Raw genomic sequence first — 26,602 nt, forward strand, 5'->3', positions numbered from 1 at the left:
AGGGGTGCCAGCGCGGGGGTGGTGCCAGCGCGAGAGGGGTGCCAGCGCGGGGGTGGTGCCAGCGCGAGAGGGGTGCCAGCGCGGGGGTGGTGCCAGCGCGAGAGGGGTGCCAGCGCGGGGGTGGTGCCAGCGCGAGAGGGGTGCCAGCGCGGGGGTGGTGCCAGCGCGAGAGGGGTGCCAGCGCGGGGGTGGTGCCAGCGCGAGAGGGGTGCCAGCGCGGGGGTGGTGCCAGCGCGAGAGGGGTGCCAGCGCGGGGGTGGTGCCAGCGCGAGAGGGGTGCCAGCGCGGGGGTGGTGCCAGCGCGAGAGGGGTGCCAGCGCGGGGGTGGTGCCAGCGCGAGAGGGGTGCCAGCGCGGGGGTGGTGCCAGCGCGAGAGGGGTGCCAGCGCGGGGGTGGTGCCAGCGCGAGAGGGGTGCCAGCGCGGGGGTGGTGCCAGCGCGAGAGGGGTGCCAGCGCGGGGGTGGTGCCAGCGCGAGAGGGGTGCCAGCGCGGGGGTGGTGCCAGCGCGAGAGGGGTGCCAGCGCGGGGGTGGTGCCAGCGCGAGAGGGGTGCCAGCGCGGGGGTGGTGCCAGCGCGAGAGGGGTGCCAGCGCGGGGGTGGTGCCAGCGCGAGAGGGGTGCCAGCGCGGGGGTGGTGCCAGCGCGCGAGGGGTGCCAGCGCGGGGGTGGTGCCAGCGCGCGAGGGGTGCCAGCGCGGGGGTGGTGCCAGCGCGAGAGGGGTGCCAGCGCGGGGGTGGTGCCAGCGCGAGAGGGGTGCCAGCGCGGGGGTGGTGCCAGCGCGAGAGGGGTGCCAGCGCGGGGGTGGTGCCAGCGCGCGAGGGGTGCCAGCGCGGGGGTGGTGCCAGCGCGCGAGGGGTGCCAGCGCGGGGGTGGTGCCAGCGCGCGAGGGGTGCCAGCGCGGGGGTGGTGCCAGCGCGAGAGGGGTGCCAGCGCGGGGGTGGGCATCCGTCGCCGGTGGCGAGGTCGACCCTCGCGGTCGACCTCGTGCCAATCGATCGCTCGATCGCCAAACTCGACCGGAACAGTCGAACTCGGCGACCGGGGCGCCGGACAGCCTCGGCCGATGCGGCCAACGTTCGCCGACAATCGCCGTTTTCGCCGAGCGACGCCGCTGCACGGGCGATTATCGGCAGAATCGGCGACACTCGGCGCAATGACGGCCGACGCGACGGCCGACGCGACGGCCGACGCGACGGTCGGCGGACGGGATGGGGGGACGTGGACGGGGGGACGTGGACGGGGGGGGACGTGGACGGGCAACGGGCAACGGGCAAGGGGCAACGGATGCTGCAGCAACGGACGCGTGAGCAGCGACTCCTCGACAGGATGCTAGTCGACCGCGTCGACCGTGAAGAGCGCGGCCTGCTCCGGAGCGAGCAGCGGCGCGGGCAACCCGACGAGAGCGAGCACCGCACCGGTCAACGTGACGGAGCCACCGGCAGCACCAGCAACGGCACCACCAGCAACGGCACCACCAGCGCCACCAGCAGCACCAGCAACGGCACCACCAGCAGCACCAGCAACGGCACCACCAGCGCCAGCAGCAGCACCAGCACCGGCAGCACCAGCACCGGCACCACCAGCACCACCAGCACCGGCAGCACCAGCGACGGCAGCAGCAGCACCAGCACCGGGCGAGCCCGGCTCCGCCAGCCAGGCCGGCGGGGCATCCTGAATCGTGCGCGGGGGCGCGCCCAGCGGCAGTGACGCCACGCGGTAGCGCCGGTCGGGCGCGAGACCGGGGAACCGCATCCGCTCCGGGAGTGCCGCGCGCGGGGCGGCCAGCGACACCTGGGCGAAGAGGGCCGAGTTCTGGTCGGGGGCGACGACGCCGTGCAGCTCGAGAGCCGGGTCGCTGGGGTCGGCCCGCACGACGACGCCGGAGTGCAACAGGGGCCGCAGCCGCTTGTAGCAGGCGATCCAGTCGGCGATCTGAATCAGCTCGGCCTCGTTCGCACGCGTCAGGTCCCACTCGATGCCGGCACTGCCGAATAGGGCGGTGGCCAGCCGGAAGCTGAGCTCCGAGGTGCGCCCGGTGGTGTGCGCCGTGGCCGCGCCGAGGTGCCCGCCGAGGTATTCCGGCGGCAGCAGCACGCTCGAGTACCGCTGGATCTGCTGCCGTTCGAGCGGGTCGTTGGTGTCGCTGGTCCAGACCCGATCCACGCGCTCGAGGATGCCGAGGTCGATCCGGGCTCCCCCCGACGCGCAGGACTCGATCTCGATGCCCGGGTGAGCGGCGCGCACGGCGTCGATGAGCCGGTACAATGCCACCGTCTGCCGGTGGGCTGAACCGGCCAGCAGGTCACGGTTGTGGTCCCACTTCAGGTAGGCGATGGGGTACTCGGTGAGCAGAGCGTTAAGCCGGGCGAACACCCAGTCGAAGGCATCCGGGTTGCCGAGGTCGAGCACCCGCTGGAACCGCCAGGTCAGCGCAGCCGAGGCAACACCAGCACCGGCACCGGCACCAGCACCAGCACCAGCACCAACACCAACACCAACCCCAGCCGAGTCCTCCCCCACCCCGCCGAGCACCCAGTCCGGGTGCGCGCGGGCCACATCGGAGTCGAGGCTGAGCATCTCGGGCTCGACCCAGAGGCCGAAATCCATCCCGGCCGCGTGCACGTGCTCGATCAGCGGGTGCAGTCCGCCGGGCCAGGTCACGGGATCCACGAACCAGTCGCCCAGGGCCCGCCGGTCGTCCGAGCGGCCGGTGAACCAGCCGTCGTCGAGCACGAAGCGTTCCACGCCGACCGTGGCCGCGGCGTCCGCCAGGCGGGCCAGGGTGGGCAGGTCGTGGTCGAAGTACACGGCCTCCCAGGTGTTCAGCACGACCGGGCGGGGGCCGGTGATGGTCGACCAGCTCCGGATCCACGGATGCAGCCGCGCCGACAGCCCGTCGAGTCCGGCAGCCGAGTACACGGCCACGGTCCACGGGGTGGTGTGGCTCGCAGCATTGGCCACGCTCAGCTCACCCGGGGCCAGAAGTTCGCCGCTGCCCAGCGCCGAGTAGCCCAGCGCACTGTTCTCGGCCCAGGCGCGCTTGTCGCCGCTCCAGGCCAGGTGGGTGGCCCACACCTCGCCGGTGCGGAAACCGAACCCGGGCGTGCCGACCGCCATCAGGTAGGAGTCGTCGTGGCCGGGGCGGCCGTGGCGGGACTCGCGGCTCCAGACGCCGTGGCCGAGCGTGCTGCGCTGCGGCCGGCGTTCGTGGGTCCACAGCCCGGTGAAGTCGAGCAGTTCCCCGGCCCGGTCCGGCACCGGGAGGATCACGTCGAGCGAGCCGAGCTCGAACGCCGCGAGGTGAGGGTCGGTGCCGGTGTTGGTGAGGGTGTGGCGCAGTCGCAGCACACCCTCGACCGAGAGTTCGAGGTCGGTGCGCACGGCCACCCGGGCCGCGGCATCCGTCAGAAAGATCGCCAGGGACTGCGTGCCGCCCAGCACGCGGCCGGAGCCGGAGCCCCGGCCTGCCTGCACCTCGGCAAGGCGCAGCTCGAGGGCCCCGCCACCGCGCCCGCCGGGCCGGAACCCGCTCACCCCCGGACGTCCACTCCAGCCCTCCGCGAGGGTGGGCAGCAGCGAGAGCCGCAGGGGCACGTCGATCGAGCTCGGCGAGATCGCCGGCACGGATGCGTCGGCCAACGCGGTCAGCAGCTCACCGTTCAGGTCACCCAGGTCGGCACCCCAGTGCACGATGACGGGCACACCCGTGCCGCGGGCATCCAGCACGAGGCTGGTGCCCGCGGCACGGAGGTAGGGAATCGACACGGGGTCGGTCGGCGACGGGGCCGGGACTGGGTGCATCAATTCCGTTACTGCTCACTTCTCATCGTTCACTGCGGTGATGTTGCGGTACTGCCGTGACGCTGATGCTACTTGTTGACCGGGATCGACTGAGCCTCGAGTGCGTCGATCGTGCTCTTCTGGGCGCTCGTGAGAGCATCCGACAGAGTTCCGTTGCCGGTGACCGCACCCTTGAAACCGTCGGAGGTGTCGTTGTACACCTGCGTCATGGTCGGGCCCCAGATGAAGTCGGGCGAGACGTGACCGGATGCCTCGGCGAACACGTCGTAGATGGCCTGGCCGCCGTAGAACTCGACGCCTTCCTTGAGGGCCGGCAGTTCGAGGCCGCTTTTGGCGGCCGGGTACAGGTTGGCCGACTTATTCAGCATCGTGAGCGCCTCGTCGGAGGTGTTCAGCCACAGCGCGAACTGGGCAGCCTCGTAGGGGTGCTTGGAGCCAGTGAACACCGCGGTGGACGAGCCACCCCAGTTACCGGCGGCGTTGTCGCCGGCAGCCCACTGCGGGGAGAGGGCGACGGACCAGTTGCCGGAGGTGTCCGGAGCGCCGCTGGCGATGGAGTTGGCACCCCAGGCTGCGGAGTTCCAGGTCCAGTTGGAGCCGGTGTTGTAGGCGTTGTTCCACTCGTCGGTCCACGGCGGGTTGGTCGAGACGAGGTCGCGGTCGATCAGGTCCTGCCAGTAGTCGGCGACCTTGACGGACTCGGGGCTGGTCAGGTCGATGGTCCAGTTGTCGCCGTCGTTCTCGAACCAGCTTCCGCCGGCCTGCCAGACGAATCCGGCGAACTGGTTGATGTCGCTCTGCGAGAAGTTGGTGATGTACCCGCCGGTGGCGCGCACGGCCTCGGCGGCAACCGCATACTCTTCCCAGGTGGTGGGGATCGCGATGTTGTTGGCCTCGAAGAGGTCGGCGCGGTAGAACATGGCCATGGGCCCGGCGTCCTGAGGCACCGCGTACACGGCGTCGTCTTCACCGAAGTTGACCTGACCCCAGGTCCAGTCCACGAAGTCGGCCTTGGCGTCGAGAACACCCTCACAGGCGGCGAGGTTCATCAGACCGTCCTGCACGCGGAAGTTCGGGAGCGCGTCGTATTCGATCTGGCCGAGGTCGGGCGCGTTGCCGGCCTTGAGCTGGTTGAAGAAGTTCTGGTAGGTGCCGCCGTTGCCGTTCGGCCCGGTCTGCACCTTCACCTGAACGTCGGGGTTCTCCTCGTTCCAGACGGCAACGACCTCTTCCATGCCGGGGATCCAGGTGGTGAACGTGAGGTCGACCTTGCCCTCGGAGGGCTCGCAGGCGGCGGCGTCGCCGCCGGACGACGTGGTCGAACCCGACGCGCAACCGGTCAGCACGACCGTGGCCGCGGTGAGCAAGGCGACGGCGGCTGCTCTCTTCTTGATCTGCATTGTTCTTCTTTTCTCTTGGTGGGGTGGGGTGGGGTGGTGCAGCTTGAGGGGGTGCTACGTCACGGTAACCGGCTACTTCACGGAACCGGCGCTGAGGCCGTTCCGCCAGAAGCGCTGGAGTAGCAGGAAGATGATGATCAGCGGGATGATCGACAGCAGCGCACCGATCAGTACGTAGTCGCGCAGCACGGGGATCTGGTTGACCTGCGAGTTCCAGGCGTAGAGGCCGAGCGTGACCGGGAACAGAGTCTCGTCGCGCAGCATGATCAGCGGCAGGAAGAAGTTGTTCCAGATGGCGACGAACTGGAAGAGGAAGACGGTGACCAGGGCCGGCACCATCATCCGTACCGAGACGGTGAAGAAGGTGCGCAGTTCGCCGGCACCGTCCAAGCGGGCGGCCTCGATCAACTCGTCGGGCACGCTGGCGGAGGCGTAGATGCGGGCGAGGTAGACCCCGAACGGGCTGACCAGGCTGGGCAGGAACACAGACCAGAACGTGTTGGTCAGGCTGATCTGGCTGAAGATCAGGAACAACGGCAGCGCCAGGGCCGTGGCAGGCACGAGCACCCCGCCGAGCACGACGTTGAAGATCAGTTCCCGACCCGGGAAGTTGTACTTCGCCAGCGCGTACCCGCACATGCCGGCGATGATGGTGCCCACGAGGGCGCCGCCACCGGCATACAGCGCGCTGTTGAGCATCCACTTGAGGTAGACGCCGTCGCGGTACGCCATCAGGTTGCCGATGTTCTCGAACAGGGAGAAGTCGGCGAACCAGAGCGGGTTCGTGCTGTTGAACTGGGAGCGGCTCTTCGAGGCCGCCACCAGCAGCCACCAGATCGGCACCAGGAAGTAGAGCGTGAAGACGCCCATCACGATCATGGCGCTGACCCGGGCGAACGGGCTCTCGCGCTGGGCGCGCGGCGCCTTCGCCTCGGTGGAACGGATGCCGCGGGTCGGCTTGGCGGGGGTGGTGGGGGTCAGGGTGCTCACTTGGCTTCCTTCCGCTGCGTGAACTTCAGGAACGTGAAGGAGAGGATGAACGTGGCCAGGGCCAGCACCACGGAGAATGCGGCGGCCAGGTTGAAGTTCGGGATCGATGAGGTGGAGTACACCGTCAGGTTCGGGGTGAACGTGCTGGTCACGGCCGAGCTGAAGCTGCGGAACACCTGGGGTTCGGCGAGCAGCTGCAGGGTGCCGATGATCGAGAAGATCGCCGTCAGGATGATCGCCGGCATGATCAGCGGGATCTTGACCGACCACGCGATGCGCAGCTGCCCGGCGCCGTCGAGGCGGGCGGCCTCGTAGAGCTCCGTCGGGATCGCCAGCAGGGCCGAGTAGATGATCAGCATGTTGTAGCCCACGAACACCCAGGTGACGACGTTGGCGATGGCCCAGAGCACCAGGTCGGCCGAGAGGAAGTTGATGTTCTCGGTGACGGCGCTGAATGGCGACAGGTTGGGTGAGTAGAGGTAGCCCCACATGATCGCGGCGATGACGCCCGGCACCGCATAGGGAACGAAGAACGCCAGCCGGAAGAACTTCTTGCCTCGCACGAGCGGCGAGTCCAGCAGCAGCGCGAACAGCAGTGCGAGGCCGAGCATGATCGGCACCTGCACGGCGCCGAAGGCGAGTACCCGGCCGATCGACTGCCAGAACGGGCCGTTCTGGAACACCAGGATGTACTGGGTCAGCCCGCCGAACACCTCGGTGGCCTGACCGAAGGTGCCTTCGCGCTCGATCACGAGCAGCGACTGGTAGATCGCGTAGCCGATCGGCACGAGGTAGAACAGGGCGAACAGGGTGCCGAACGGCAGCACGAACGCGAGGATCGCGCCTCTGTGCTGCACGCGGGGCCTGGCGGCGCGGGGCCTCTTCCGGGCAGCGCTGCCCGGGGCATCCGTCATGGGGACGGCTGGTGCGCTCATGATGCGGGGTCCTCTCTAATCACGCGGACGGCTCCGGCCGGCACGCGCACAATTCGACCGACGGGTTCGTCGGTGACGAGCTCGTGGCCGGCGGCCGCAAGCTCGACGTCGCCGTGACCGTGGTTGATGATGAACAGATAGCTGTGGGTGGCACCCACGCGGCGCACGACCTCGATGCTGCCGGAGCGCTGCGTGGTTGCGGTGCGCTCCGGGGCGTCCGTGCGTTCCGGGGTTGCAATACGCTCCGGGCCGACGGCGGTGACGCGGGCCTCCTGGGCCACGGTGCGCACGAGGTCGCGCAGGGCGCCGGCCTCCAGCGCGGTCGCGACGTACCAGGCGGTGCCGCGTTCGTGCCGGTTGCGGGTGATGGCGGGGATGCCGGGCAGCGGCCCGTCAAGGTAGCTGGCGAACACCTCGGCGGTGTCGACGCGCAGGCGTTCGCTCCACAGGCTCGCGGCGGCGCCGGAGTCGAGGGCGAGCAGATGGCCGGGCAGCAGCGGGGAGAATTCCTCCACCGTGATGCCGAGGATCTCGCGGAACGCGCCGGGGTAGCCGCCGGTGCGCACCCGGTCGTCTTCGTCGACGATGCCGCTGAAAAAGGTGATCAGGGCGTGGCCGCCGGCCGCGACGTAGGAGCGCAGGTTCTCGGCCTGCGCGTCCGAGACGAGGTAGAGATTCGGGGCGACGACGAGGCGGTAGCCCGAGAGGTCGGCATCCGGGGAGACGATGTCGACGGTGACGCCGAGGTCGTGCAGGGCCGTGTACGCGGCATGCACCTGGTCGAGGTAGCGCACCGCGTGGGAGGGACGGGATTCTCCGTCGCCGGCCCACCAGGATTCCCAGCTGAAGATGAGCGCAGCATCCGCCACGACCCGGCTGCCGGTGACCTCGGCGAGCCGGTCGAGGGTCGCGCCCAGGGCCACGACCTCCCGCCAGAGCACGGTGTCGGTGCCGGCGTGGGGCACCAGCGCCGAATGGAATTTCTCCGACCCCTGCAGGGAGGCGCGCCACTGGAAGAAGCAGATGCCGTCGGCGCCGCGGGCGACATGGGCGAGGGAGTTGCGGGTCATCTCGCCGGGCGCCTTGGCCAGGTTGTGCGGCTGCCAGTTGACCGCGCCTGCGGCCTGTTCCATCAGCAGCCAGGGCTCGCCCTGGGCGAGCCCGCGGGTGAGGTCGGCGGCGAAGGCGAGCTCGGTGGCCGGGTCGGCGAGACGGTGGTCGAGGTAGTGGTCGTTGGCGACGATGTCCATGTCGCCGGCCCAGGACCAGTAGTCGAGGTTACGGATGTGCGCGGTGACCATGAAGTTCGTGGTCACCGCCACGTCCGAGTGGCGGCGCAACACCGCGGCCTCCAACCGGTAGTAGTCGAGCAGCTCGGCGGAGCTGAACCGGTGGAAGTCGAGCACCTGGCCGGGGTTCTGGCTGGACAGGGTGAGCCGCGGGGTGAGGATCTCGGCCCACTGGCCGTAGCGCTGGCTCCAGAACGAGGTGCCCCAGGCGGCGTTCAGGGCATCGATGGTTCCGTACCGCGCCTGCAGCCAGAGACGGAATGCGGCCGCGGTGTCGTCGCAGTAGCACAGCGCGTTGTGGCAACCCAGTTCGTTGGACACATGCCAGAGGGCGATGGCCGGGTGGTGGCCGTACCGCTTCGCGACCTGCTCGACCAGGGCGAGCGCGTGCTCGCGGAACACGGCCGAGCTCGGGCACCAGGCCTGACGGCCGCCCGGGAAGCGGGTGGTGCCGTCGTCGGTCACCGGAAGGATCTCCGGGTGGAGCGTGGTCAGCCACGGCGGCGGCGATGAGGTACCGGTGCCGAGGTTGACTCGGATGCCGTTGGCGTGCAGCAGCTCAATAATCGTGTCGAGGGTGGCGAAGTCGTACTCGCCCGGCCGCGGCTCGAGGTGCGACCAGCCGAAGATGTTGATGGCGACGAGATCGACGCCCGCCTCCCGCATGAGGCGCACGTCTTCGGCCCAGACGTCGGGACCCCACTGCTCGGGGTTGTAGTCGCAGCCGTAGGCGATGCCCTCGTGCACGAACGGGCTGGCCGAGGCCGAGGCCGTGGCCTTCCCGTCCGAAGTGGCTGCTCGCGAATTCATGTGCTCCCTGACTGTGGCTTCCCGGTTCCGCTGCCCTGCGGCAACCGGGATGTCGACGACTCTGTGAACGTGCACAGAGTCGAGAGCAAAACACACCGTCGGGCTTTCTGTGAACGTACACAGAGTAGGTAGGTTTCGGCGGCCGTGTCAAGCGCGGAGTCTGTTCGGGGGCGTTACAGTTATCAAATGGTGACCATCCCGTCTCGACGCAAACGTGCGACGATCCACGACGTCGCCGTCGAAGCCGGAGTGTCCCGCGGCACGGTCAGCCGGGTCGTGAACGACGAGCCCTACGTCTCGGCGGCGGCCCGCATCGCCATCGAGGCCGCCATCGAGAAGGTCGGCTACGTGCCGAACAATGCCGCCCGCAGCCTGGTCATGCAGCGCTCGGAGGCCGTCGGTTTCATCGTGCACGAGCCGCACTCCCTGTTCCTGGACGACCCCAACATCGGCGGTATCCTGCTCGGTGCCAACACCGTGCTCTCCCGCGCCGACTACCAGATGGTCAGCCTCGTCATCGACTCCCAGCGCGACACCGACCGCGTCGCCCGTTATCTCAGCGGCGGCTTCGTCGACGGCGTCATCATCGTCTCCGCCCGGCAGGAAGACCCGATCATCCGCGTGATCGAGAAGCTGCGCCTTCCGGCCGCCTTCGTCGGACATCCGCCCGACCTGCGTCAGCTTCCCTTCGTGGGCATCGACAACCGGGCCTCGGCGCGCGCCATCACGGAACGCCTGATGCAGACCGGCCGCCGGCGCATCGGCATGGTCGCGGCGGCCCTCGACCGCGATTCCGGCGCCGACCGCCTGGCCGGCTTCACGGATGCCCTCGGCGACCGTTTCGACCCGGCCCTGGTCGCCCGAGTACCGCTCTACACGTTCACCGACGGGGCCCTGGGTATGCGCGATTTGCTCGACCGCGACCCGCTGATCGATGGTGTGTTCGCCGCTTCCGACGCGGTCGCGGCCGGAGCCCTGGAGGCTCTCCGCGAGGCCGGGCGCAGCGTGCCCGGCGATGTCGGCATCGTCGGCTTCGACGACAGCTCCTGGGCGCTCCGCACCCAGCCGCACCTGTCCACCGTCCACCAGCCGGCCTTCGGCCTCGGCGCGGCGGCGGCGCAGTGCGTGCTCGGCCAGCTGCGCGGCGAGGAGCAGCCGGCCGGCGGCATCCTGCTGGAGACTCCGATCGTCTGGCGCGACTCCGCCTGAGCCGGGTGTGCGTTGCTGTCCGGCCAGGCGCACAGCGGGTACGGGCGGGCCCACGGCGAGGCCGGCAACGGGTCTGACGAGCATTCCGGCCGTGTCTCCCCGCCCCGTGCGGCTAACTCAGGAGAATGCTCCCGCCGGCTACGCGCATCCGCATAGACCCGCGTATTTCCGGGGGCGAAACGGATGCCCGCGCCGGATCTCCTGAGTTCGCCACCCCGCAGACGGGCAAACAGGTGGGCAGGCACGCAGTCTGACGTGGAGCCCCGCCGAGCACTGATCTGCCGAGTCTCCCCGCCCCGTGCGGCTAACTCAGGAGAATGCTCCCGCCGGCTACGCGCATCCGCATGGACCCGCGTATTTCCGGGGGCGAAACGGATGCCCGCGCCGGATCTCCTGAGTTCGCCACCGCGCAGACGGGCGCGCAGGCGGGCAGACAGACGGGCGGGCAGGCGGGCGGGCAGGCGGGCAGACAGACGGGCAGGCAGGCGCGCAGAGAGGCAAGCAAGCAAGCAGGCAGGCGGGTGGGCAGGCGACGGGGGCGGGTGGCGTGCGGGCCGGGCGACGACCGGTGCGGGTGGGCCGGGGGCCGGGCACACTGGAGGAATGGTTCGCAAACAGGCGGTCGTGCGTGGGATGGTGCAGGGAGTGGGGTTCCGCTACTACACCCAGGTCGAGGCACGCCGCCTCGGTCTCGCGGGGTTCGTGCGCAACCGGACGGATGGCGCGGTGGACGCGGAGCTGGAGGGCGACGCGGCATCCGTCTGGGCGATGCTCGCGTGGTTGCAACACGGCCCGCCGTCGGCCCGGGTGGAGGCGGTCGAGGTCACCACTATTCCGCCGATCGGCGAGACCGGGTTCCAGATCGGCTTCTGACCGACGACGCACGACGCACGACCCACGGCCCACGACCCACGACCCACGACCCACGACCCACGACCCACGACACACGGCCCACGACACACGGCCCACGGCCCACGGCCCACGGCCCACGACGCACGACTCACGACTCACGGCGAGGCTGGCGTAGCGTGGAAGCATGTGCGCGCGAGCAGCCGATCCCGCTCGGACGGAAAGAACGAAGCGCGTCCTCGCGCCGGCGACGGATCCGGGCATGCGCGCACTCCCTGCGGCTGCCACCCATCCGGCCCTGGTCGCCCGAGCCCCCCGGACCTTCCCCGTGCACACGGTGCGCCGCGGGTTCGGCATCGGCCGCCTGCTGCTCGCGTTCCTGGGCGTCGTGGCCCTGGCCGGCTACTTCGACTACGTGCTCGGTTTCGCCACCTTCCAGATCGCCAACTACTTCAGCTATTTCACCGTGCTGAGCGGCATGGCCGCGGTCGTCGCCTTCGTCGTTGCCGCGATCGTCGCCTTCCGGCACGCGACCGACCCACCGTGGCTGGACTGGTTCCGGCTGTTGGTCACGACCTACATCACCGTCTCGGGGATCGTGTTCCTGACCATCGTCATCCAGTCCTCAACCCGCGATTACACGATCGAGGTGCCCTGGTCGAGCCAGTTGTTGCACTTCTGGATTCCCGCGATCGCGCTGCTCGACTGGCTGACGGATGCCGGCAAGGCCCGGCTGCCCTGGAAAATTTTGGCCTGGATTCTCGTGGTGCCCTCGATCTGGGGAGTGTTCACGCTTATCCGCGGGTCGGTCGTGGGCTGGTACCCGTACTTCTTCCTGGACCCGGTGCAGGTGCGCGGACCGCTCGAGACCGCGGTCTACTGCCTGGCGGCTCTGCTGCTCTTCACCGCGATCGCAGCCGTACTCACGGCCACGTCGCGGCTGCCCCAGCCGGCATTGCGGCGCGAGCCTATAGCGGCGTGAAGGTGTATTCGCTGGTCAGATGCTCGCCCTGGCAGGCGCCGCAGTAGAGCACACCGGATGCCTGCATCGCGAGGACCCGGGGAGTGCACTGCACGACCTTGGGTCCGCAGCAGGGCGAGACCACCATGAAGGAGCCGGGGGCGGTGGGCTGATGTCCGCTCAGTCCGCGAATGTGGTGGGTGCCCTCGCAGGGCAGGTCAGGGTCGAAGTCCAGAAGGACGACTGATTCGAGGTCGATGTCGAGGAGGGTATCCATGGGGAGCACAGCAATCACGCGGTAAAGCAGAAGAGTGAAGCAGTCGCGGGCGGAGGTGGTGCATCCCGGTGGCGACCGCACCGGGATGGCCGGCGGAACGAGCCCGGTCTGGACCGGGGGTATTCACCCCTCAGGAATCCGTCGGCAGAGCCAGTCAGGGTAACGACTGGACCTCTGGGCGCTGCACCACGACGGGCTGCGCCTGCATGAAAAAGTGCCCTGAATGGGGGCCAGAATTCACCGACTGGACGTTGGAAGGAGCGTACACCACGAATCTTGGAATAGCGAAGGGTTGACTTTTGCGAGGCGCTGGACAGGTGTTTTGGCGGTGGGAGGCGTGTGAGTACCGCGTGCGGGTGCCGCGCTTACTCCGGGGCCGGCGTGGCCGTCGGCACGGTCGAGTTGAACGGCTCGAGGCTGCTCAGGGCGGCGGCCAGGAACTCGTCGTCGTCGACCTCGGCGAGGCGCAGAGCGGTCTCCGCGGCAACCAGGCCCACCAGAACCGGTTCGCCGGTGATCGGAACCATGTTGATCCAGACGCGGAAGTCGTCGTCGCCGCCGACCGTGGCCCAGAGCGGCGCATCCGTGTCCCAGAACGGCTCGTCGAACTGGAGCCAGATCTTGTCGAGCGCGCCCATGCCGAGGGCGGAGATGGCGCCGCGGTGCGTGAAGGGCAGCGGTGGGTCGAACTCCATCACCTTGGTCTTCAGCACCCCCAACGGCACGGTGACGATGACCCGGTCGGCGGACAGGGACTCGCCGTTGCCGAGGCGGAGGCTCGCGCCGGCGTCGCTGTAGGCGATCCTGGTGACCACGCTGGACCCGAGCACGTCGATGCCCTCGCTGAGGTCGGTGAGCAGGGTGGCGAAGCCGCCCAGCACGATGCGGTCCTCGCCGGGGTCGGCGTCAGGGTCGGCCTGGGCGTCTGCTTCCGAGTACCAGGAGGACTGCTCGGCGACGGGGGCACCGCACTTCGGGTCGAGCACCACGGTGATCTGGTAATCGAGCCAGTCGGCGTCGGAAACGCCGGTGTCGGCATCCGTCGTCGAAAGCTTGGACGCACCCGAGTCGGCGAGGGCCTGCGCGATGGACACGTCGGCGGGCTGGTCGGCGGCCCAGGCCAGCGCCGTGCCGACCGCCTGCGAGCCGGTGCCGGGCACCTGCAGAACCGTGCCGGCAGTCGTGCGAACCTCGGGCACAGCGGTGAAGGGGGCCGTGGCGACCCCGCGGTCGGTGAGGTCCTCGTCGAGGGTGGTCTGCCCGGTGCGCCAGACGAACGACGCGCCGAGCTCGATCGGGAACGGCCAGTCCTTGTCGGTGACGGTGTCGATGCGGCCGCCGATGCGGTCGCGGGCCTCGACCAGGACCACGTCGTAGCCGGCGTCTGCCAGGTCGCGGGCCGCCGCGAGCCCGGCGATTCCGGCACCGATCACGGCGATGCGCTCCCCCGGATTCGCGGCGGCGAGCACGTCACGGGCGGCGCGCTCCCCGGAGTCGCGGGCGCCCTGCACCGTGCCGAATGCGTCTGTGGACGTGGCCTCCCCGGCGAAGAACAGGCGGTCGTCGACGGGCTCGCTGAGCGCGGCGCGCTGCTCGGGCGTGGCGCCGACCGCAGGAAAGCTGAAGGATCCGCGGGCGAACGGGTCGGCCGACCAGGACGTGCGGCGCATGGCCGCCGGCTTCGGCACGAGCGAGGTCGTCGTCGGTGTGGGCGTGACGGATGCCGTGGGCCGCGGCGTCGGCGCCACGCACGCGGTGAGCGCGACCAGGCTCAGGCCGGAGACCGAGCCGATCAGAAAGGTTCGTCGTTTCATTGCTGTGTCCGCGCCACGGGTGGCGCCGGCGTACTCCTTTCCGAGCGGGGCCGGGCAGTACGACCAAGTTACCTCAGCGGAGGGTGAAGTGGCTGGTCGGGGCAGGGGCGCGAGGGGCGAGGGGCGCGCGTGGGGCGGAGGGGGCGCGCACGTAACTGCGGAGATTTCCGCGACACCCGGCATCCGTCGCCGAATCACGACGTGTCGCGAAAATCTCCGGGTTTACGTTCGCCGGCGGCGGGCGCGTGGGCGGGCGTCTGGGCTGACGCGTGGGCTGACGCGTGGGCTGACGGGCGGGCGATGCCGCGAGCGCAACCGGCGACCAAACGTCAGTCGAGCGGATGCTGCAGGAAGCCATCGTCGAGCAGCTCCCGCACGCGCGGGAGCAGGTCCGCGGCGAGCTCGCCCTCGTCGACGGTGAGCAGCTGGGCCAGCGCGGCGACGATCGAGCCCACGTCGAGCTCACCGTCGCAGGCTCCGACCAGCGCGGCGAGGCCGGTGTCCAGCGCGATCGAACGGCCGAAGCCGCTGCCCTGGTGCAGCGTCATCAGGGTGGGGTCCTCCAGGCCGGGCCAGTAGTGCCGTTCCTCAGTGACATCGGATGCGGCGGCGAGCCGCGCGCGGGCGAGGCGGGCGTCATCCGTCGCCGCGTGCCAGTCGTGGGCGGCGAGGCAGGCGGCGAGGTGGCTGCCCATGCCCCCCGGATTGTGGCCGAGGGCTCCGGGGATGCGTTCGAGGCGGCGAAGGGTCGGGGTGCCGGCGGCCGGGCGGCGCAGCAGCATGTAGCCGAAGCCGACCTGGCTCACGCCGCGCGCCTCGAAGTCGTCGAGCCAGGCGCCGTAGAGGCGCTCAAAGTCGGCCGTGTCGGCGCGGGTGCCGCCGTCGCGGATCCACGTTTCGGCGTAGAGCGTGGGGGCCTGCACCTCACGTTCGATGATCCAGGCGTCGAGTGCCGCGTCATCCGTGGCCTCTGCAGCCGAGGCAGCCGCGAGCTCGACCCCGACCCCGGCCCCGGCTTCGGCCCCGACTTCGGCTTCGACCCCAGCCCCGACTTCGGCTTCGGCCCCAGCCCCGGCTGCGAACGAATTCGACGGAGATTTTGCTCCCAGAGGGGGCGTCGGAGTCGAATTCGGGGTGTTTCGGGCAAAATCTCCGTCGAATTCGTCAGGGCTCACGGGGGCGGAAGCGGGGACAGAAGTCGGGACGGAAGCCGGGGCAGAAGTCGGGACGGAAGCCGGCGCAGAAGCCGGGACAGAAGCCGGGACGTCGAGCCAGCCGGTCAGGCGCTCGAAGGCGTCCTGCCCGGCGTGGTACTCCCAGTTGCCCAGCAGCTGGGCGATGCCGCCGGGGGTCAGATGGCCGGCCGCACCGCGCACCACCGCCTCGACCAGGGCATCGCCGACCAGGCCGCCGTCGCGATACTCGTAGGCGGGCACACCCGGCACCCGCGGGGTGATCACGAACGGCGGGTTGGAGATGATGTGGTCGAAACGCTCCCCCACGACGGGTTCGAACAGGCTGCCGAGGCGGAACTCGATGTTGTCGATCTCGTTCAGCTCGGCGTTCACCGCGGCGAGCTCGAGCGCCCGCGCAGAGATATCCGTGGCGATCACCCGGTCGGCATGCCGGGACGCGTGCATCGCCTGGATGCCGCAGCCGGTTCCCAGATCGAGGGCGCTGGCCACCGGCGTCGGGATCAGCAGCCCGCTCAGGGTGAGGGATGCCCCGCCCACGCCGAGCACATGGCTTTCGCCGAGCGGGTGGCCGAGTGCGAGTTCGCCCAGGTCGGACAGGATCCACCAGCTTCCCGCGCCGTGAGCGTCGACGAAGCTGTAGGGCCGCAGTTCGAGCAGCGGGCGGACGGCGCCGCCCTGATCGGGTTCAGGGAAGGCGACGACGGATGCGGCGAGGCCGAGCTCCTCGGCCCCGGCGGCGCCCAGTGCGGGGAGGGCGGCATCGAGATCCGCACGGTCAACGGGCAGGCCGAGCACGAACAGTCGGGCCAGCGTAATGCAGGGCTCGGTGTGCCCGAGCCTCTCCCGGAGACCGTCGAGCGCACGCAGCGCCGGGACCCGCTGGTTGCGGCGCAGCGCGGCATCCGCTTCGCTCCCCCACAGCCCGGTGAGGGCCGAAACCGAAAAGTTGGCGGTGGCGAGGTCGGAGCGAAGCCGGGCGATCAGGGCAGAAGTCACCCGTCTATTCAACTGCACCGGCCGCTGCACCGGCCGCCGCACCGGCCGCCGCACCGGCCGCCGGCCCCTACCGGCGCTCCTCGGCCACACTGTTGCCGCCGTCGACGACGATGGTCTGACCGGTGACGTAGGACGCGCCCGGCGAGGCCAGCCAGGCGATCACGGATGCCACTTCCGCAGCGGTCCCGCTGCGCCCGACCGGCACGAGCGCGCCCTCGACCACCTCGCTCTCCAGCTGTGACCCGGTCTCGATCCAGCCCGGCGCGACCGCGTTGGCGGTGATGCCGAGCCAGGCCTCATCCACGGCGAGCGCTCGGGTGAGCCCGGCCAGACCGGCCTTCGCGGCCGCATAGGTCAGGTCCCCGCGCGACGCCATCACCGGCCCCGAGACGCTCGACACCGTGACGATGCGCCCCCACGTCGCCGCGTGCATGAAGCCGATCACGGTGCGGGTGGCGTGGAACGCGGTCGACAGGTTGATTGCGAGGCCACGGTCCCACTCCTCCGGCGACGTGGTGCTCACGTCGCCGTGCAGCATCTCGGGGTCGCCGACCGCGACCATGCCCGCGTTGTTCACCAGAATCGTCGGGGCCAGGCCCGCGTCGGCGAGGGCGTCGGCGAGCACCAGGGCGCCGGCCTCGGTGTCGAGGGTGCAGACGATTCCGGATGCCGCGATGCCCAGTTCCGTCAGCTCGGCCGCGCGCTCGTGCACGCGTTCGGTCGTGGCGGTGAGCACGACGTCCGCACCGAGCTCACCCAGCATCCGTGCCGCGGCGAAACCGATCCCGGAGGCGCTGCCGGCCCCGGTGACCAAGGCGGTGCGGCCGGCGAGATTCCACGCGAGGGGCAGGGCGAAAGCGACAGGCACGGGGAGACCGGCAGAACCCGGGAGCCCGACGGAATCGGGGGCACCGACAACCGGGGCACCGACAACCTCAGGCAACGTCATGGCGCCATGCTAGCGGCTACCGGGCCACGTCCATCGGGATGGCGGCGAACTCCCGAACGACCAGCCGGGGAGTGATCAACCGGTGCCGAGGTTCGTCCGACTCGGGGGCCCCGTGCACCTTGCCGCCGAACTCTCCGGTCAGCAGTTCGAGCACCCCGGCGGCCACCTCGTCGACGGCCTGATCGACGCTGGAGAGCCCGACCGCGGCGGCGACAGGCGTGTTGTCGTAGCCGGTGACCGGCACGCGCTCCGGGTTGGCGATCATGGCCCCGAGGGCGAGGGAGTCGCTCGCGCAGAGCACCCCGTCGACCAGGCCGGCCTGCTGCCGCAGCCGCTGCATGGCGGCGGTGCCCTGGCTGACGCCGTCGGTGGTGACGACCTCGAGCCGGGCGAGTTCCTCGCCCGAGACCTCCCCGCGCTCCATCATCGCGTCGTACCAGCCCCGTCGGCGCTCGTCACCGGTGCCCGACGGGCTGGGCCAGCCGATGTAGGCGATCCGCCGGGCTCCGGCCTCCTGCTGCGCCCGGGTGGCCTCGTGCAGGCCGGACCAGCCGTCCACGTCCACCCACAGGTGCTGCGGGTCGTTCATGTCGTCGGCTCCCCACGGCCGACCGAAGGTGACGAAGGAGATGCCGTTCTCGATCAGCCAGCGGGTTCGCGGGTCACCGGCGAATGTCGACGTGAGCACGAAACCGTCGACATCCGCGCCGTCGTTCAGGCGCCGGAACTGGGTGATCTCGTCTTCGGGGCTCGTGGCCGTGAAGAGCAGCACGCGTAGCCCCTGCGCGTCGGCCTGCTCAGTCAGGGCGTGCAGGAACCGGTCGAGCACCGAACCGGAGATGCCGTCGATCATGGGGTCCAGACGGATGCCGATGGTCGAGCTGCGCCGCGTCCGCAGCCGGCGGGCGGAGGCGTGCGGCCGGTATCCGAGCTCCTTGATGGCAGCCTCGACCCGCTGGCGGGTGTCGGCGCGCACGATGCCGGGCGAATTCATCACATTCGAGACCGTCTGGCGGGAGACGCCGGCCGCGAGCGCGACATCCGTCACCGTGGGGAAACCACCCATAGCCGCTCCTGCCCCAAGCCTCTGCCGGACGCGCCTGCCCCCGTGGATTGAACGATCAAATACTGTTCTGCCGAGACTACCCCGTCCCGTCGGATCGCAGGGAATGAGGGCGCCGCGTCCGATCCGCCTGCCGGTCAGGGCATTTCCCGCTTACCTCCCCGGCCAACCCGGATCCCCGGAAACACGCGGATTGGATCGATCCAAAGAAAAGTTTGATCGATCAAATAAATTCAGCTATCGTGACCTCTACACAAGCAAACGCGCATCGATGCGCGACTCAAGGAGAAAAACGATGCAACGACGCAACTCCCGCTGGTTGATCGGAACCGGGCTCGCCGTGGCCGGCGCCCTCACGCTCAGCGCCTGCGGTTCCGGATCCGGCTTCGGCGACACCGCCGACGCCGGCGGTGAACTCACCAGCGACTCCGCCCAGGGACTCAACGTCCTGATCGGTTCCAGCGGCGACGCCGAGACCGCCTCCGTCAACGCGGCCGTCGCCGCCTGGTCCGAGAAAACCGGCACCGACGCCAAGGTCAGCGTCGCCAGCGACCTCAACCAGCAGCTCGCCCAGGGCTTCGCGGCCCAGAAGCCCGCCGACGTCTTCTACCTGTCGACGGATGCCCTCGCCGGCTACGCGTCGAACGGCTCGCTTCTGGCCTACGGCGACGAGCTGGCCAACAAGGATGACTTCTACCCGAGCCTGGTCAACTCCTTCACCTACGACGGCGAGTTCTACTGCGCGCCGAAGGACTTCTCGACCCTGGGTCTGGTCATCAACACCGACCTCTGGGCCCAGGCCGGGCTGACGGACGCCGACATTCCCACTACCTGGGACGAGCTCGCGGCCGTCAGCAAGACCCTCACCACCGACACCCAGGTCGGACTCGCCCTCGGCGGCGAGTACGCCCGGCTGGGCGCGTTCATGGCCCAGGCCGGGGGCAGCCTGATGAACGAGGACAACACCGAGGCCACCGCGAACAGCGCGGAGAGCGTCGCGGGCCTCGAATACGCGCAAACGCTCCTCAACGACGGAGTGATGAGCTATGCCAGCGAAATCGGCGCCGGCTGGGGTGGCGAGGCGTTCGGCAAGCAGCTCTCGGCCATGACCATCGAGGGCAACTGGATCACGGGCGCGATGAAGAGCGACTTCCCCGCGGTCAACTACACGGTCGCCGAGCTGCCCGCGGGCCCGGAGGGCCAGGGCACCCTGCAGTTCACCAACTGCTGGGGAATCGCCGCCGACAGCCCCAACCAGGCTGCCGCCCTCAAGCTGGTGGAACAGCTCACCAGCAAGGACGCCCAGCTCACCTTCTCCGAAGATTTCGGCCCGATGCCCTCGATCCAGTCGGCCGCCGACGAGTGGAAGAACGCCAACCCCACCCTCGTGGCGTTCCTGGACGGCGCCGACTACGCCCAGGGCGTACCCAATGTGAAGGGCGCCGCTGACGTCACGAGCGACCTGAACGCGCAGCTCGAGTCGCTGAAGACCGGGGACGCTCAGGCGATCCTCGATTCGGTGCAGAAGAACCTCGAAGCACTGCTGAAGTAGTCCACCATGTCGACGCCTGCACGCACGCCTCGCCGCTCCGGTATCCGGGGCGGCGAGACCGCCTCGGGGTGGCTCTTCACCGCCCCGATGATCATCCTGCTCGGCCTGTTCCTGGTCATCCCGGTGCTGATGGCCCTCTGGGTCAGCTTCTCCGACTGGAACGGCCGCGGCAGCCCCTTCGGCGGCACGGTGTCGTTCGTGGGCCTCGACAATTATTCCGCCCTGGTCGGCGGCGGCGGCCTGGCCGAACAGGACTTCGGCACTGCTCTGCGGAACAACGCCTGGTACGTCCTCCTGGTCGTGCCGATCCAGACCATGCTGTCGCTGCTGCTGGCCGTGCTGGTCAACCGGCAGATCCTGCGCGGCCGCGGCTTCTTCCGCACCGCGTTCTACTTTCCGTCGGTGACCAGCTCGGTGGCCATCACCGTGCTCTGGCTGTTCCTGTTCAGTGCCAGCGGCGCCGTCAACAAACTGCTCGCGTTCATCGGCGTCAACGGACCGAACTGGTTCAACGACCCGAGCGGCGTGCTGCACAACCTCCTGGGAGCGTTCGGTGTCGAGACCGGCCCGGCCGCACTCACCGGCAACACGTTCCTCGGCATCTCCTTCTGGGAGTGGCTCGCCGGGCCATCCGTGGCCATGAGCGCCTTCATCCTGATGGCCGTGTTCACCACCAGCGGCACGTTCATGCTGCTGTTCATCGCCGCGCTGCAGAACCTCAGCGGCGACGTCGTCGAGGCCGCCATGATGGACGGCGCCAATGGCTGGCAGCGGTTCTGGCGGGTCACCCTCCCCCAGCTGCGGCCGACGCTCTTCACCGTGCTCACCCTCGGCCTGATCGGTGCCTGGCAGGTCTTCGACCAGATCTACACCGGCACCCAGGGTGGGCCCGGCAAGACCACGCTCACCCCGGCCTATCTCTCCTACCAGGCCGCGTTCACCAACCAGGCCTGGGGCCAGGGCGCCGCGATCGCCTTCATTTTGTTCGTGATCATCGTGGTCTTCACCCTGCTTCAGCGTTGGCTGCTGGCCGAACGCGGGGTCTCAGCCCGGCGGATGCGTCCGTATCTGCCGATCCCGACATCCGGAGGTTCGAAATGAGCAGCACGGTGAAAACCCGCGAGCGCACCGTCTCCCCCTCCCGGCGCCTGCGCGCCCTGAGCCGGGAACAGCTGCCGAACCGCCAGGTCGCCGGCCGGTCGCTGCTCTACGCGATCCTGATCGTGCTCGCGGCCATCTACATCGCCCCGTTCCTGATTCAGGTTGCCACCTCGTTCAAGACGGATGGCGATGCCGCCAGCAATCCCATGTCGCTTCTGCCGCAGACCTGGTCCACGGCCGCGTACGAGAGGTTGTTCCTCAACTCGGACTTCCCGGTCTGGTTCCAGAACTCCGCCATCGTCACGGTCTTCGTCACCCTCGGCCGTGTCTTCTTTAACTCCCTGGCCGGGTACGCCCTGGCCCGGTTGCATTTCCGGGGCCGCAATGTGATCTTCGCGCTGCTCATCGCCGTGATGAGCGTGCCCGGCGTCGTGCTCCTGATCCCCAAGTTCCTGGTGATCAACCAGCTCGGCATCTACGACACCTACGTGGCCATGATCGTGCCGTTGCTCACGGATGCCGCGGGCGTCTTCATCATGAAGAACTTCTTCGAGTCGATTCCGGCGAGTGTGGAGGAGCAGGCCCGCATCGACGGGGCCGGCACCTTCCGCGTGTTCTGGTCGATCGTGCTGCCGATGGCCCGGCCTGCCCTGGTAACCATCATCATCCTGTCGTTCCAGGGGTCGTGGAACGAGCTGTCGCACTTCATCGTCGCCACGCAGTCCCCCGAGTTGACGACGCTGACCAAGGGCGTGGCGTCACTGGCCTCCGGGCAGCTCAGCCAGGGCACGCAATACCCGCTCAAGCTGGCCGCGGCGGCGATCATGACCATCCCGGTCGCGGTGATGTTCTTCATCTTCCAGAAACGCATCATGAACACCACCGACGGGGCGGTGAAGGAGTAGCCGGCCACGCCGGCGCCTCCCGTACCCCCGCTTTCCCTGTCCTTCTTTCCGCAGATCCGCACCACAACACCTCTGGAGTCCCACCTCACTCATGCTCTCTCACCCCGTCCAGCCCTTGCTCCATGACTCCGCCATCGTTCTGGCGGCCCCCACCCAGGCCTGGTCGCGGTTTGACGGGCGGACGGACAAACCCATCCACGGGCTGTACCACGCGGACACCCGCGTTCTCTCCGGCTGGTCCCTGCTGATCGGCGGCCGGGCCGGCGAGCCGATCGGACACGCCCAGCGCGGAGTGGGAGCGGTCACCTTCACGTCGCTGCTGCGCCACCTCGACGACCGCACCGCCGACCCGCGGCTGCGGCTCGAGGTCACCCGCACGGTCACCGCGGGGCGCCTCTCCGAGCGGATCGTGATCAGCTCGGGACTGGGGCAGGCGCTCGACACGACCGTGTCCGTGCGCCTGACGCCCGATTTCGCCGATATGCAGACCGTGAAGGCCGGCCTCGCGGGGGCGGCCGAGCGCGTGGCTTTCGGGGGCGCGGGCCTGCCCGCGGCACCGGATGTCGCCGTCACGGAGGCGAGCGGCGGCATCCGTCTGTCGACTGCCACCGTGTCGGCGCTGGTGGCTGTCAGCGGCGACGGGGTGCTGGCCGGGTCGGCCACCTCTGGGGCAGTCGACCCCGAGGTCACCGGCACCGAGGACACCGGCACCGAGGACACCGGCACCGAGGACACCGGCACCGAGGTCGCCGGCACCGAGGTCACCGGCACCTGGTCGGTCACGGTGCCCGCGAAGGGCAGCGTCGCCGTGGAGTGGTCCGTCGAGATCGCGCACGCGGCGACCGTGGTGCAGGGCGCGTCCGGGCTGCCGGAGTGGTCGGGCGTGTCGGTTCGCTCCGGCGACGCGCGCCTCGGCCGCTGGGTGGCGCGCGCGCTCGACGACCTGACCGGCCTGCGGATGGCCACCCGCGAGAGTCCGGACGAGCCGTTCCTGGCCGCCGGCGCACCCTGGTTCTTCACCCTTTTCGGCCGGGATTCGCTGTGGGCGGCGCGCTTCCTGCTGCCCCTCGGCACCGAGATCGCGGGCTCCACGCTGCGCCTGCTCGCGCAGCTGCAGGGCACCAAGAGCGACACCGAGACGGCTGAGCAGCCCGGCAAGATCATGCACGAGTTGCGTCCCGACGTGTTCTCGATGCCGGGCGAGAGCCTGTCGCTGCCGCCGCTGTACTACGGAACCGTCGACGCCACCCCGCTCTGGATCTGCCTGCTGCGCGACGCCTACCGGTGGGGTCTGGCCACCGACGAGGTCGAGGCCCTGCTGCCTGCGCTCGAGGCGGCCCTCGGCTGGATGCGCGACTTCGGCGACAGTGACGGCGACGGGTTCCTCGAATACGTCGACATCACCGGCCACGGCCTCGCGAACCAGGGCTGGAAGGACTCCGGCGACTCCATCCAGTGGCGCGACGGCAGCCTCGCCGACGGCCCGATCGCCCTCTGCGAGGTGCAGGCGTACGCCTACGAGGCGTATATCGGCGGTGCCGACCTGCTCGACGCGTTCAACCGGCCCGGCGGCGACACCTGGCGTGCCCGGGCGGAAGCCCTCCAGACCCGGTTCCGGGAGTCGTTCTGGATCGACTCGCCGGCCGGCCGCTACCCGGCCGTCGCCCTCGACGCCTTCAAGCGTCCCATCGACACCGTGACCAGCAACATCGGCCACCTGCTCGGAACCGGGCTGCTCTCCGCGGAGGAGTCCGCCCTCGTCGCCGCCCGGCTCGTGTCCCCGGAACTGAACTCCGGCTACGGCCTCCGCACCATGTCGACGGACTCGGTCGGCTACTGGCCGCTGAGCTACCACGGCGGCTCGGTCTGGACCCACGACACCGCGATCGCGATCGCCGGACTGGGACGCGCCGGATTCGGCGCCGAGGCCGGCAGCCTGATCGAGGGGCTGCTCGCCGCGGCCGAATCGTTCGACTACCGCCTGCCGGAGCTGCACTCCGGCGACGCGTCCGGCCTGGTCGCGGCGGCGGTGCCCTACCCGGCCGCCTGCCGCCCGCAGGCCTGGTCCGCGGCGGCGGCCGTGTCCGTGCTCGGCACCGTGCTCGGTCTGGAACCCGATCCGGTCACCGGCCGTGTCACCTCCACCCCGATCACCCCCGCCGTCGTCGGCGACGTCACCGTGCGCGGCCTCCACACCCCGCTGGTCTCGGCCCCGGTCCGCTAGCTGTACCCGGCCAGGGGGCTGGCAGCCTGGCTACCGCTGACTGACCGGCCACGTGTGTGGCCAACTCAGGAGATTCCGGGGAGCGGTGGCTGCGCCCCCGCAGAGTTCCGCGTGTTCCTGCGGAGTTCTGCGGAGTTCTGCGGGGGCTGCCGCACCATCCGCAGGATTCTCCTGAATTGGCCCCCGATGAGCGAACCAACCGAACCAACCGAACCGACCGAACCGACCGAGCCGAGCGCGCACCCCGACCGAGCCCGGTCGGACCGGCGGCGGACTACAGCCAGCGCATGGTGAAGGCCCGGGCGAGCACGGCGCTGGCGGGCGGCACCGCCAGGGTGCGCACGAGCCCGTTCCGCGCGCGCAGCCGCAGCCCCTCCACCGGACCGCCCATCGCCATGTTGAAACCGGCCTGCCGGGCGGCCATCCGGGCGCTGCGCCGACGGCGGCGGTCGTAGTCCCGGAGCACGCTGGTAGCGGCATCCGGTTCCCGCAGCGCCCGTTCCAGCGCCGGGGCCAGCTGCAGGGCGTCGAGCCAGCCGAGGTTCATCCCCTGCCCGCCGATCGGGCTGATCTGGTGCCCCGCATCGCCGACGAGCACGACCCGTCCGGCCACGAGACTGGTCGCGAGGCGCTGCTGCACCGAGAAGGCGCTGGCCGCGGCGGTCGTCGGAGGCAGCTGCGTGCCGGTGCGGGCACGGATGAGCGCAGCCAGGTCGCCGGACGTCGCATCCGTCAGCAGGGTCGGAGTCATGGCCACCCAGCGGCGCCGGCCTCCGGGCAGCGGGAAGGACTCGACCACTCCGTCCCGCTCGAAGTAGAGCACGGCCTCCCCGAGATACTCCCCCGTGTCGGGGTAGTCACTCATCAGATACGTCTCACCGCCAGTGCGCGCCGTGCAGCGGATGCCGAGCAGGTCGCGCACGAGACTGCGGGCGCCGTCCGCTGCCACCACATAGCGAGCTTCGAGAGTCTCGCCGGACGGCATGCCGTCCGCGACCGTCTCGACCGCGACCCGATCGCCCCGGTCGGACACCCCGGTCACGGTGATGCCGCCGCGCAGCCGACCGGGTGCGAGTTCGGCGAGCCGCGCGCGCAGCACGGCCTCGGTCTCGGACTGCGGCAGCGAGATCACGCTTTGCATCCGGTCGGTGGTCGCGCTGAACGCCAGCCGGCCCAGCGTGCGCCCATCCGAGCGCACCACACCGCCGCGGATCCGGACCGCCCGGTCGAGCACCTCTTCCGCCACCCCGAGCTGCTCCAACGCCCGCAAGGACGGCGGGTGGATGCCGATGGCCCGAGACCGCAGCGAGGGCTCGGCCCGCTGCTCGAGCACCTCCACGTCGACGCCGCGCACCGCGAGAAGCCCGGCGAGCAAGATGCCCACCGGTCCCCCGCCGACCACGATCACCTCCCGCATCCGCGGCCCCGAGCCAAGCGGATTGTTGGCCGCTGCTTCCCACGTCCGCTCCCGCTCCCGTCCGTGCCCGTGCCCGTGCCCGTGCCCGCCAGCATCCGCCTCGGCAGGGACAGAAGCATCGGACACCGCGGCCGTCCGCGCCTCCCAGCGCAGCACGAGGCGCGACGGATGCTCACGCGTCACCTGCCACCCGGGCGGCACCGCAGCGCGAAGCTCCCGGGCCGTGAAACTGCGGCGAATGGAGGTGAGCCCGTCGTCGCGGATGAACGACCGGCGAAAGAACGGCCAGGTGCCGAGCCCGAACCCGAGGTACCCGAACCGGCTGCGTTCGATGTCGGCGTGCAGCACCCGCCGCGCAGCGAGCCGCTCCGAGTCGGCGAGCAGCCCGCCGAGCTGTTCGCCGGTGAGGTGGTGCAGCACATGGTTGGAGACGACGAAGTCGAATCGATGCCCCTCGTCGACGAGGTCCGAGCTGAGCGCCCGCCGAAACCGGAGTCCGGGCAGCGGAGGCAGGCCGGTCGCGTAGGCGTGCGCGCGGGCATCCGGGTCGACGGCCGTGATGTTCAGGCGCAGGCCGTCCCGGGCGGCCCAGCGGGCCAGCGACCGCGCCACGTCCCCGCCGCCGCAGCCGACGTCGAGCAGCGTGCTCTCCCTGGTGCTCGACAGTGCCGGCCGGATGTCACGGCGGTACATCCCGCGCCACCCCGACACCACGGCGTTCACAAACCGGAAGTTCGCGTAGGTGCTGGCGAGTTTGCCGGGGTCGCAGTCGGGGTCGTCCATGAGTTCGACGGCGTCGATCGCGCGCCGGTCCAGTGACGGCAAGCGCGGTGACGGCAGACGCGGTGACTTGCCACGCAGCGAC

18 protein-coding genes are annotated in these 26,602 nt (G+C 70.1%); 7 read left to right on the forward strand and 11 right to left on the reverse strand.

The window, feature by feature from the left end:
- Positions 1–1,328: 1,328 nt before the first annotated feature.
- The 5 genes from E3T28_RS15345 to E3T28_RS15365 form a co-directional block, all read right to left on the reverse strand.
- Positions 1,329–3,800: an alpha-galactosidase gene (locus E3T28_RS15345; RefSeq protein WP_134432995.1), complete on the reverse strand. Its 2,472-nt coding sequence runs from the start codon at positions 3,798–3,800 to the stop codon at positions 1,329–1,331.
- A 68-nt stretch (positions 3,801–3,868) separates the two neighbouring features.
- Positions 3,869–5,200, reverse strand: a complete 1,332-nt coding sequence (locus E3T28_RS15350) for a sugar ABC transporter substrate-binding protein (RefSeq protein WP_134432921.1) — start codon at positions 5,198–5,200, stop codon at positions 3,869–3,871.
- Between the two features lie 72 nt (positions 5,201–5,272).
- The gene (locus E3T28_RS15355) at positions 5,273–6,181 is read right to left on the reverse strand and encodes a carbohydrate ABC transporter permease (RefSeq protein WP_370259926.1); all 909 of its coding nucleotides are present in this window, start codon (positions 6,179–6,181) and stop codon (positions 5,273–5,275) included.
- 5 nt (positions 6,182–6,186) lie between these two features.
- A complete protein-coding gene (locus tag E3T28_RS15360) occupies positions 6,187–7,125 on the reverse strand; it encodes a carbohydrate ABC transporter permease (RefSeq protein ID WP_134432923.1) in 939 nt (312 codons plus the stop codon).
- Positions 7,122–9,224 carry a beta-galactosidase gene (locus tag E3T28_RS15365; RefSeq protein ID WP_134432925.1) on the reverse strand — a complete coding sequence of 701 codons (2,103 nt, stop codon included), beginning with the start codon at positions 9,222–9,224 and terminating at the stop codon, positions 7,122–7,124. The genes E3T28_RS15360 and E3T28_RS15365 overlap by 4 nt, the downstream gene beginning before the upstream one ends.
- Before the next feature lie 186 nt (positions 9,225–9,410).
- Between E3T28_RS15365 and E3T28_RS15370 the strand changes: the two genes are divergently transcribed.
- From E3T28_RS15370 to E3T28_RS15380, 3 genes are all read left to right on the forward strand, one after another.
- Complete coding sequence (locus E3T28_RS15370; RefSeq protein ID WP_134432927.1) at positions 9,411–10,433, forward strand: LacI family DNA-binding transcriptional regulator; 1,023 nt, start codon at positions 9,411–9,413, stop codon at positions 10,431–10,433.
- Positions 10,434–11,036: 603 nt separating this feature from the next.
- Positions 11,037–11,306, forward strand: coding sequence for an acylphosphatase (locus E3T28_RS15375; RefSeq protein ID WP_134432929.1), 270 nt, complete (start codon positions 11,037–11,039; stop codon positions 11,304–11,306).
- A gap of 238 nt (positions 11,307–11,544) precedes the next feature.
- Positions 11,545–12,264: a Pr6Pr family membrane protein gene (locus E3T28_RS15380; RefSeq protein ID WP_134432931.1), complete on the forward strand. Its 720-nt coding sequence runs from the start codon at positions 11,545–11,547 to the stop codon at positions 12,262–12,264.
- Here E3T28_RS15380 and E3T28_RS15385 read toward each other — a convergent pair.
- The 5 genes from E3T28_RS15385 to E3T28_RS15405 all read right to left on the reverse strand — a co-directional run bounded on the left by E3T28_RS15385 (position 12,251) and on the right by E3T28_RS15405 (position 18,541).
- Entirely contained in the window at positions 12,251–12,538 is a 288-nt protein-coding gene (locus E3T28_RS15385) for a hypothetical protein (RefSeq protein ID WP_135101772.1), read from the reverse strand. The two genes, E3T28_RS15380 and E3T28_RS15385, sit on opposite strands and share 14 nt — an antisense overlap.
- 347 nt (positions 12,539–12,885) lie before the next feature.
- A complete protein-coding gene (locus E3T28_RS15390; protein ID WP_166787062.1) occupies positions 12,886–14,334 on the reverse strand; it encodes a flavin monoamine oxidase family protein in 1,449 nt (482 codons plus the stop codon).
- Between the two features lie 329 nt (positions 14,335–14,663).
- On the reverse strand, positions 14,664–16,526 hold the full coding sequence (locus E3T28_RS17475; RefSeq protein WP_241979391.1) for a DUF7059 domain-containing protein: 1,863 nt from the start codon (positions 16,524–16,526) through the stop codon (positions 14,664–14,666).
- Between the two features lie 67 nt (positions 16,527–16,593).
- Positions 16,594–17,475: an SDR family oxidoreductase gene (locus tag E3T28_RS15400; protein WP_134432937.1), complete on the reverse strand. Its 882-nt coding sequence runs from the start codon at positions 17,473–17,475 to the stop codon at positions 16,594–16,596.
- 16 nt (positions 17,476–17,491) lie between these two features.
- Entirely contained in the window at positions 17,492–18,541 is a 1,050-nt protein-coding gene (locus E3T28_RS15405; protein WP_134432939.1) for a LacI family DNA-binding transcriptional regulator, read from the reverse strand.
- A 292-nt stretch (positions 18,542–18,833) separates the two neighbouring features.
- Here E3T28_RS15405 and E3T28_RS15410 point away from each other — a divergent pair, with 292 nt between their 5' ends.
- The 4 genes from E3T28_RS15410 to E3T28_RS15425 all read left to right on the forward strand — a co-directional run bounded on the left by E3T28_RS15410 (position 18,834) and on the right by E3T28_RS15425 (position 24,320).
- Positions 18,834–20,090, forward strand: a complete 1,257-nt coding sequence (locus E3T28_RS15410; RefSeq protein ID WP_134432941.1) for a sugar ABC transporter substrate-binding protein — start codon at positions 18,834–18,836, stop codon at positions 20,088–20,090.
- A 6-nt stretch (positions 20,091–20,096) separates the two neighbouring features.
- On the forward strand, positions 20,097–21,191 hold the full coding sequence (locus E3T28_RS15415; RefSeq protein ID WP_134432943.1) for a carbohydrate ABC transporter permease: 1,095 nt from the start codon (positions 20,097–20,099) through the stop codon (positions 21,189–21,191).
- Positions 21,188–22,096 (forward strand): carbohydrate ABC transporter permease, encoded by a 909-nt coding sequence (locus tag E3T28_RS15420; RefSeq protein WP_134432945.1) that lies wholly within the window; start codon positions 21,188–21,190, stop codon positions 22,094–22,096. Before E3T28_RS15415 ends, E3T28_RS15420 begins: the two co-directional genes overlap by 4 nt.
- 91 nt (positions 22,097–22,187) lie before the next feature.
- Positions 22,188–24,320, forward strand: coding sequence for a glycogen debranching N-terminal domain-containing protein (locus E3T28_RS15425; RefSeq protein WP_134432947.1), 2,133 nt, complete (start codon positions 22,188–22,190; stop codon positions 24,318–24,320).
- A 274-nt stretch (positions 24,321–24,594) separates the two neighbouring features.
- Here E3T28_RS15425 and E3T28_RS17165 read toward each other — a convergent pair whose 3' ends face one another.
- Positions 24,595–26,562 (reverse strand): FAD-dependent monooxygenase, encoded by a 1,968-nt coding sequence (locus tag E3T28_RS17165; RefSeq protein ID WP_198417216.1) that lies wholly within the window; start codon positions 26,560–26,562, stop codon positions 24,595–24,597.
- Positions 26,563–26,602: the final 40 nt, after the last annotated feature.

The sequence above is a fragment of the Cryobacterium sinapicolor genome, assembly GCF_004403465.1.
GTDB classification, from domain to species: domain Bacteria; phylum Actinomycetota; class Actinomycetes; order Actinomycetales; family Microbacteriaceae; genus Cryobacterium; species Cryobacterium sinapicolor.

What these genes read in the sequence shown, in the direction of transcription:
- E3T28_RS15345 (WP_134432995.1), bottom strand. Translation starts at nt 3,800, where the DNA reads ATGCACCCAGTCCCGGCCCCGTCGCCGACCGACCCCGTGTCGATTCCC.
- E3T28_RS15350 (WP_134432921.1), bottom strand. Translation starts at nt 5,200, where the DNA reads ATGCAGATCAAGAAGAGAGCAGCCGCCGTCGCCTTGCTCACCGCGGCC.
- E3T28_RS15360 (WP_134432923.1), bottom strand. Translation starts at nt 7,125, where the DNA reads ATGAGCGCACCAGCCGTCCCCATGACGGATGCCCCGGGCAGCGCTGCC.
- E3T28_RS15365 (WP_134432925.1), bottom strand. Translation starts at nt 9,224, where the DNA reads ATGAATTCGCGAGCAGCCACTTCGGACGGGAAGGCCACGGCCTCGGCC.
- E3T28_RS15370 (WP_134432927.1), top strand. Translation starts at nt 9,411, where the DNA reads ATGGTGACCATCCCGTCTCGACGCAAACGTGCGACGATCCACGACGTC.
- E3T28_RS15375 (WP_134432929.1), top strand. Translation starts at nt 11,037, where the DNA reads ATGGTTCGCAAACAGGCGGTCGTGCGTGGGATGGTGCAGGGAGTGGGG.
- E3T28_RS15380 (WP_134432931.1), top strand. Translation starts at nt 11,545, where the DNA reads ATGCGCGCACTCCCTGCGGCTGCCACCCATCCGGCCCTGGTCGCCCGA.
- E3T28_RS15390 (WP_166787062.1), bottom strand. Translation starts at nt 14,334, where the DNA reads ATGAAACGACGAACCTTTCTGATCGGCTCGGTCTCCGGCCTGAGCCTG.
- E3T28_RS15400 (WP_134432937.1), bottom strand. Translation starts at nt 17,475, where the DNA reads ATGACGTTGCCTGAGGTTGTCGGTGCCCCGGTTGTCGGTGCCCCCGAT.
- E3T28_RS15405 (WP_134432939.1), bottom strand. Translation starts at nt 18,541, where the DNA reads ATGGGTGGTTTCCCCACGGTGACGGATGTCGCGCTCGCGGCCGGCGTC.
- E3T28_RS15410 (WP_134432941.1), top strand. Translation starts at nt 18,834, where the DNA reads ATGCAACGACGCAACTCCCGCTGGTTGATCGGAACCGGGCTCGCCGTG.
- E3T28_RS15415 (WP_134432943.1), top strand. Translation starts at nt 20,097, where the DNA reads ATGTCGACGCCTGCACGCACGCCTCGCCGCTCCGGTATCCGGGGCGGC.
- E3T28_RS15420 (WP_134432945.1), top strand. Translation starts at nt 21,188, where the DNA reads ATGAGCAGCACGGTGAAAACCCGCGAGCGCACCGTCTCCCCCTCCCGG.
- E3T28_RS15425 (WP_134432947.1), top strand. Translation starts at nt 22,188, where the DNA reads ATGCTCTCTCACCCCGTCCAGCCCTTGCTCCATGACTCCGCCATCGTT.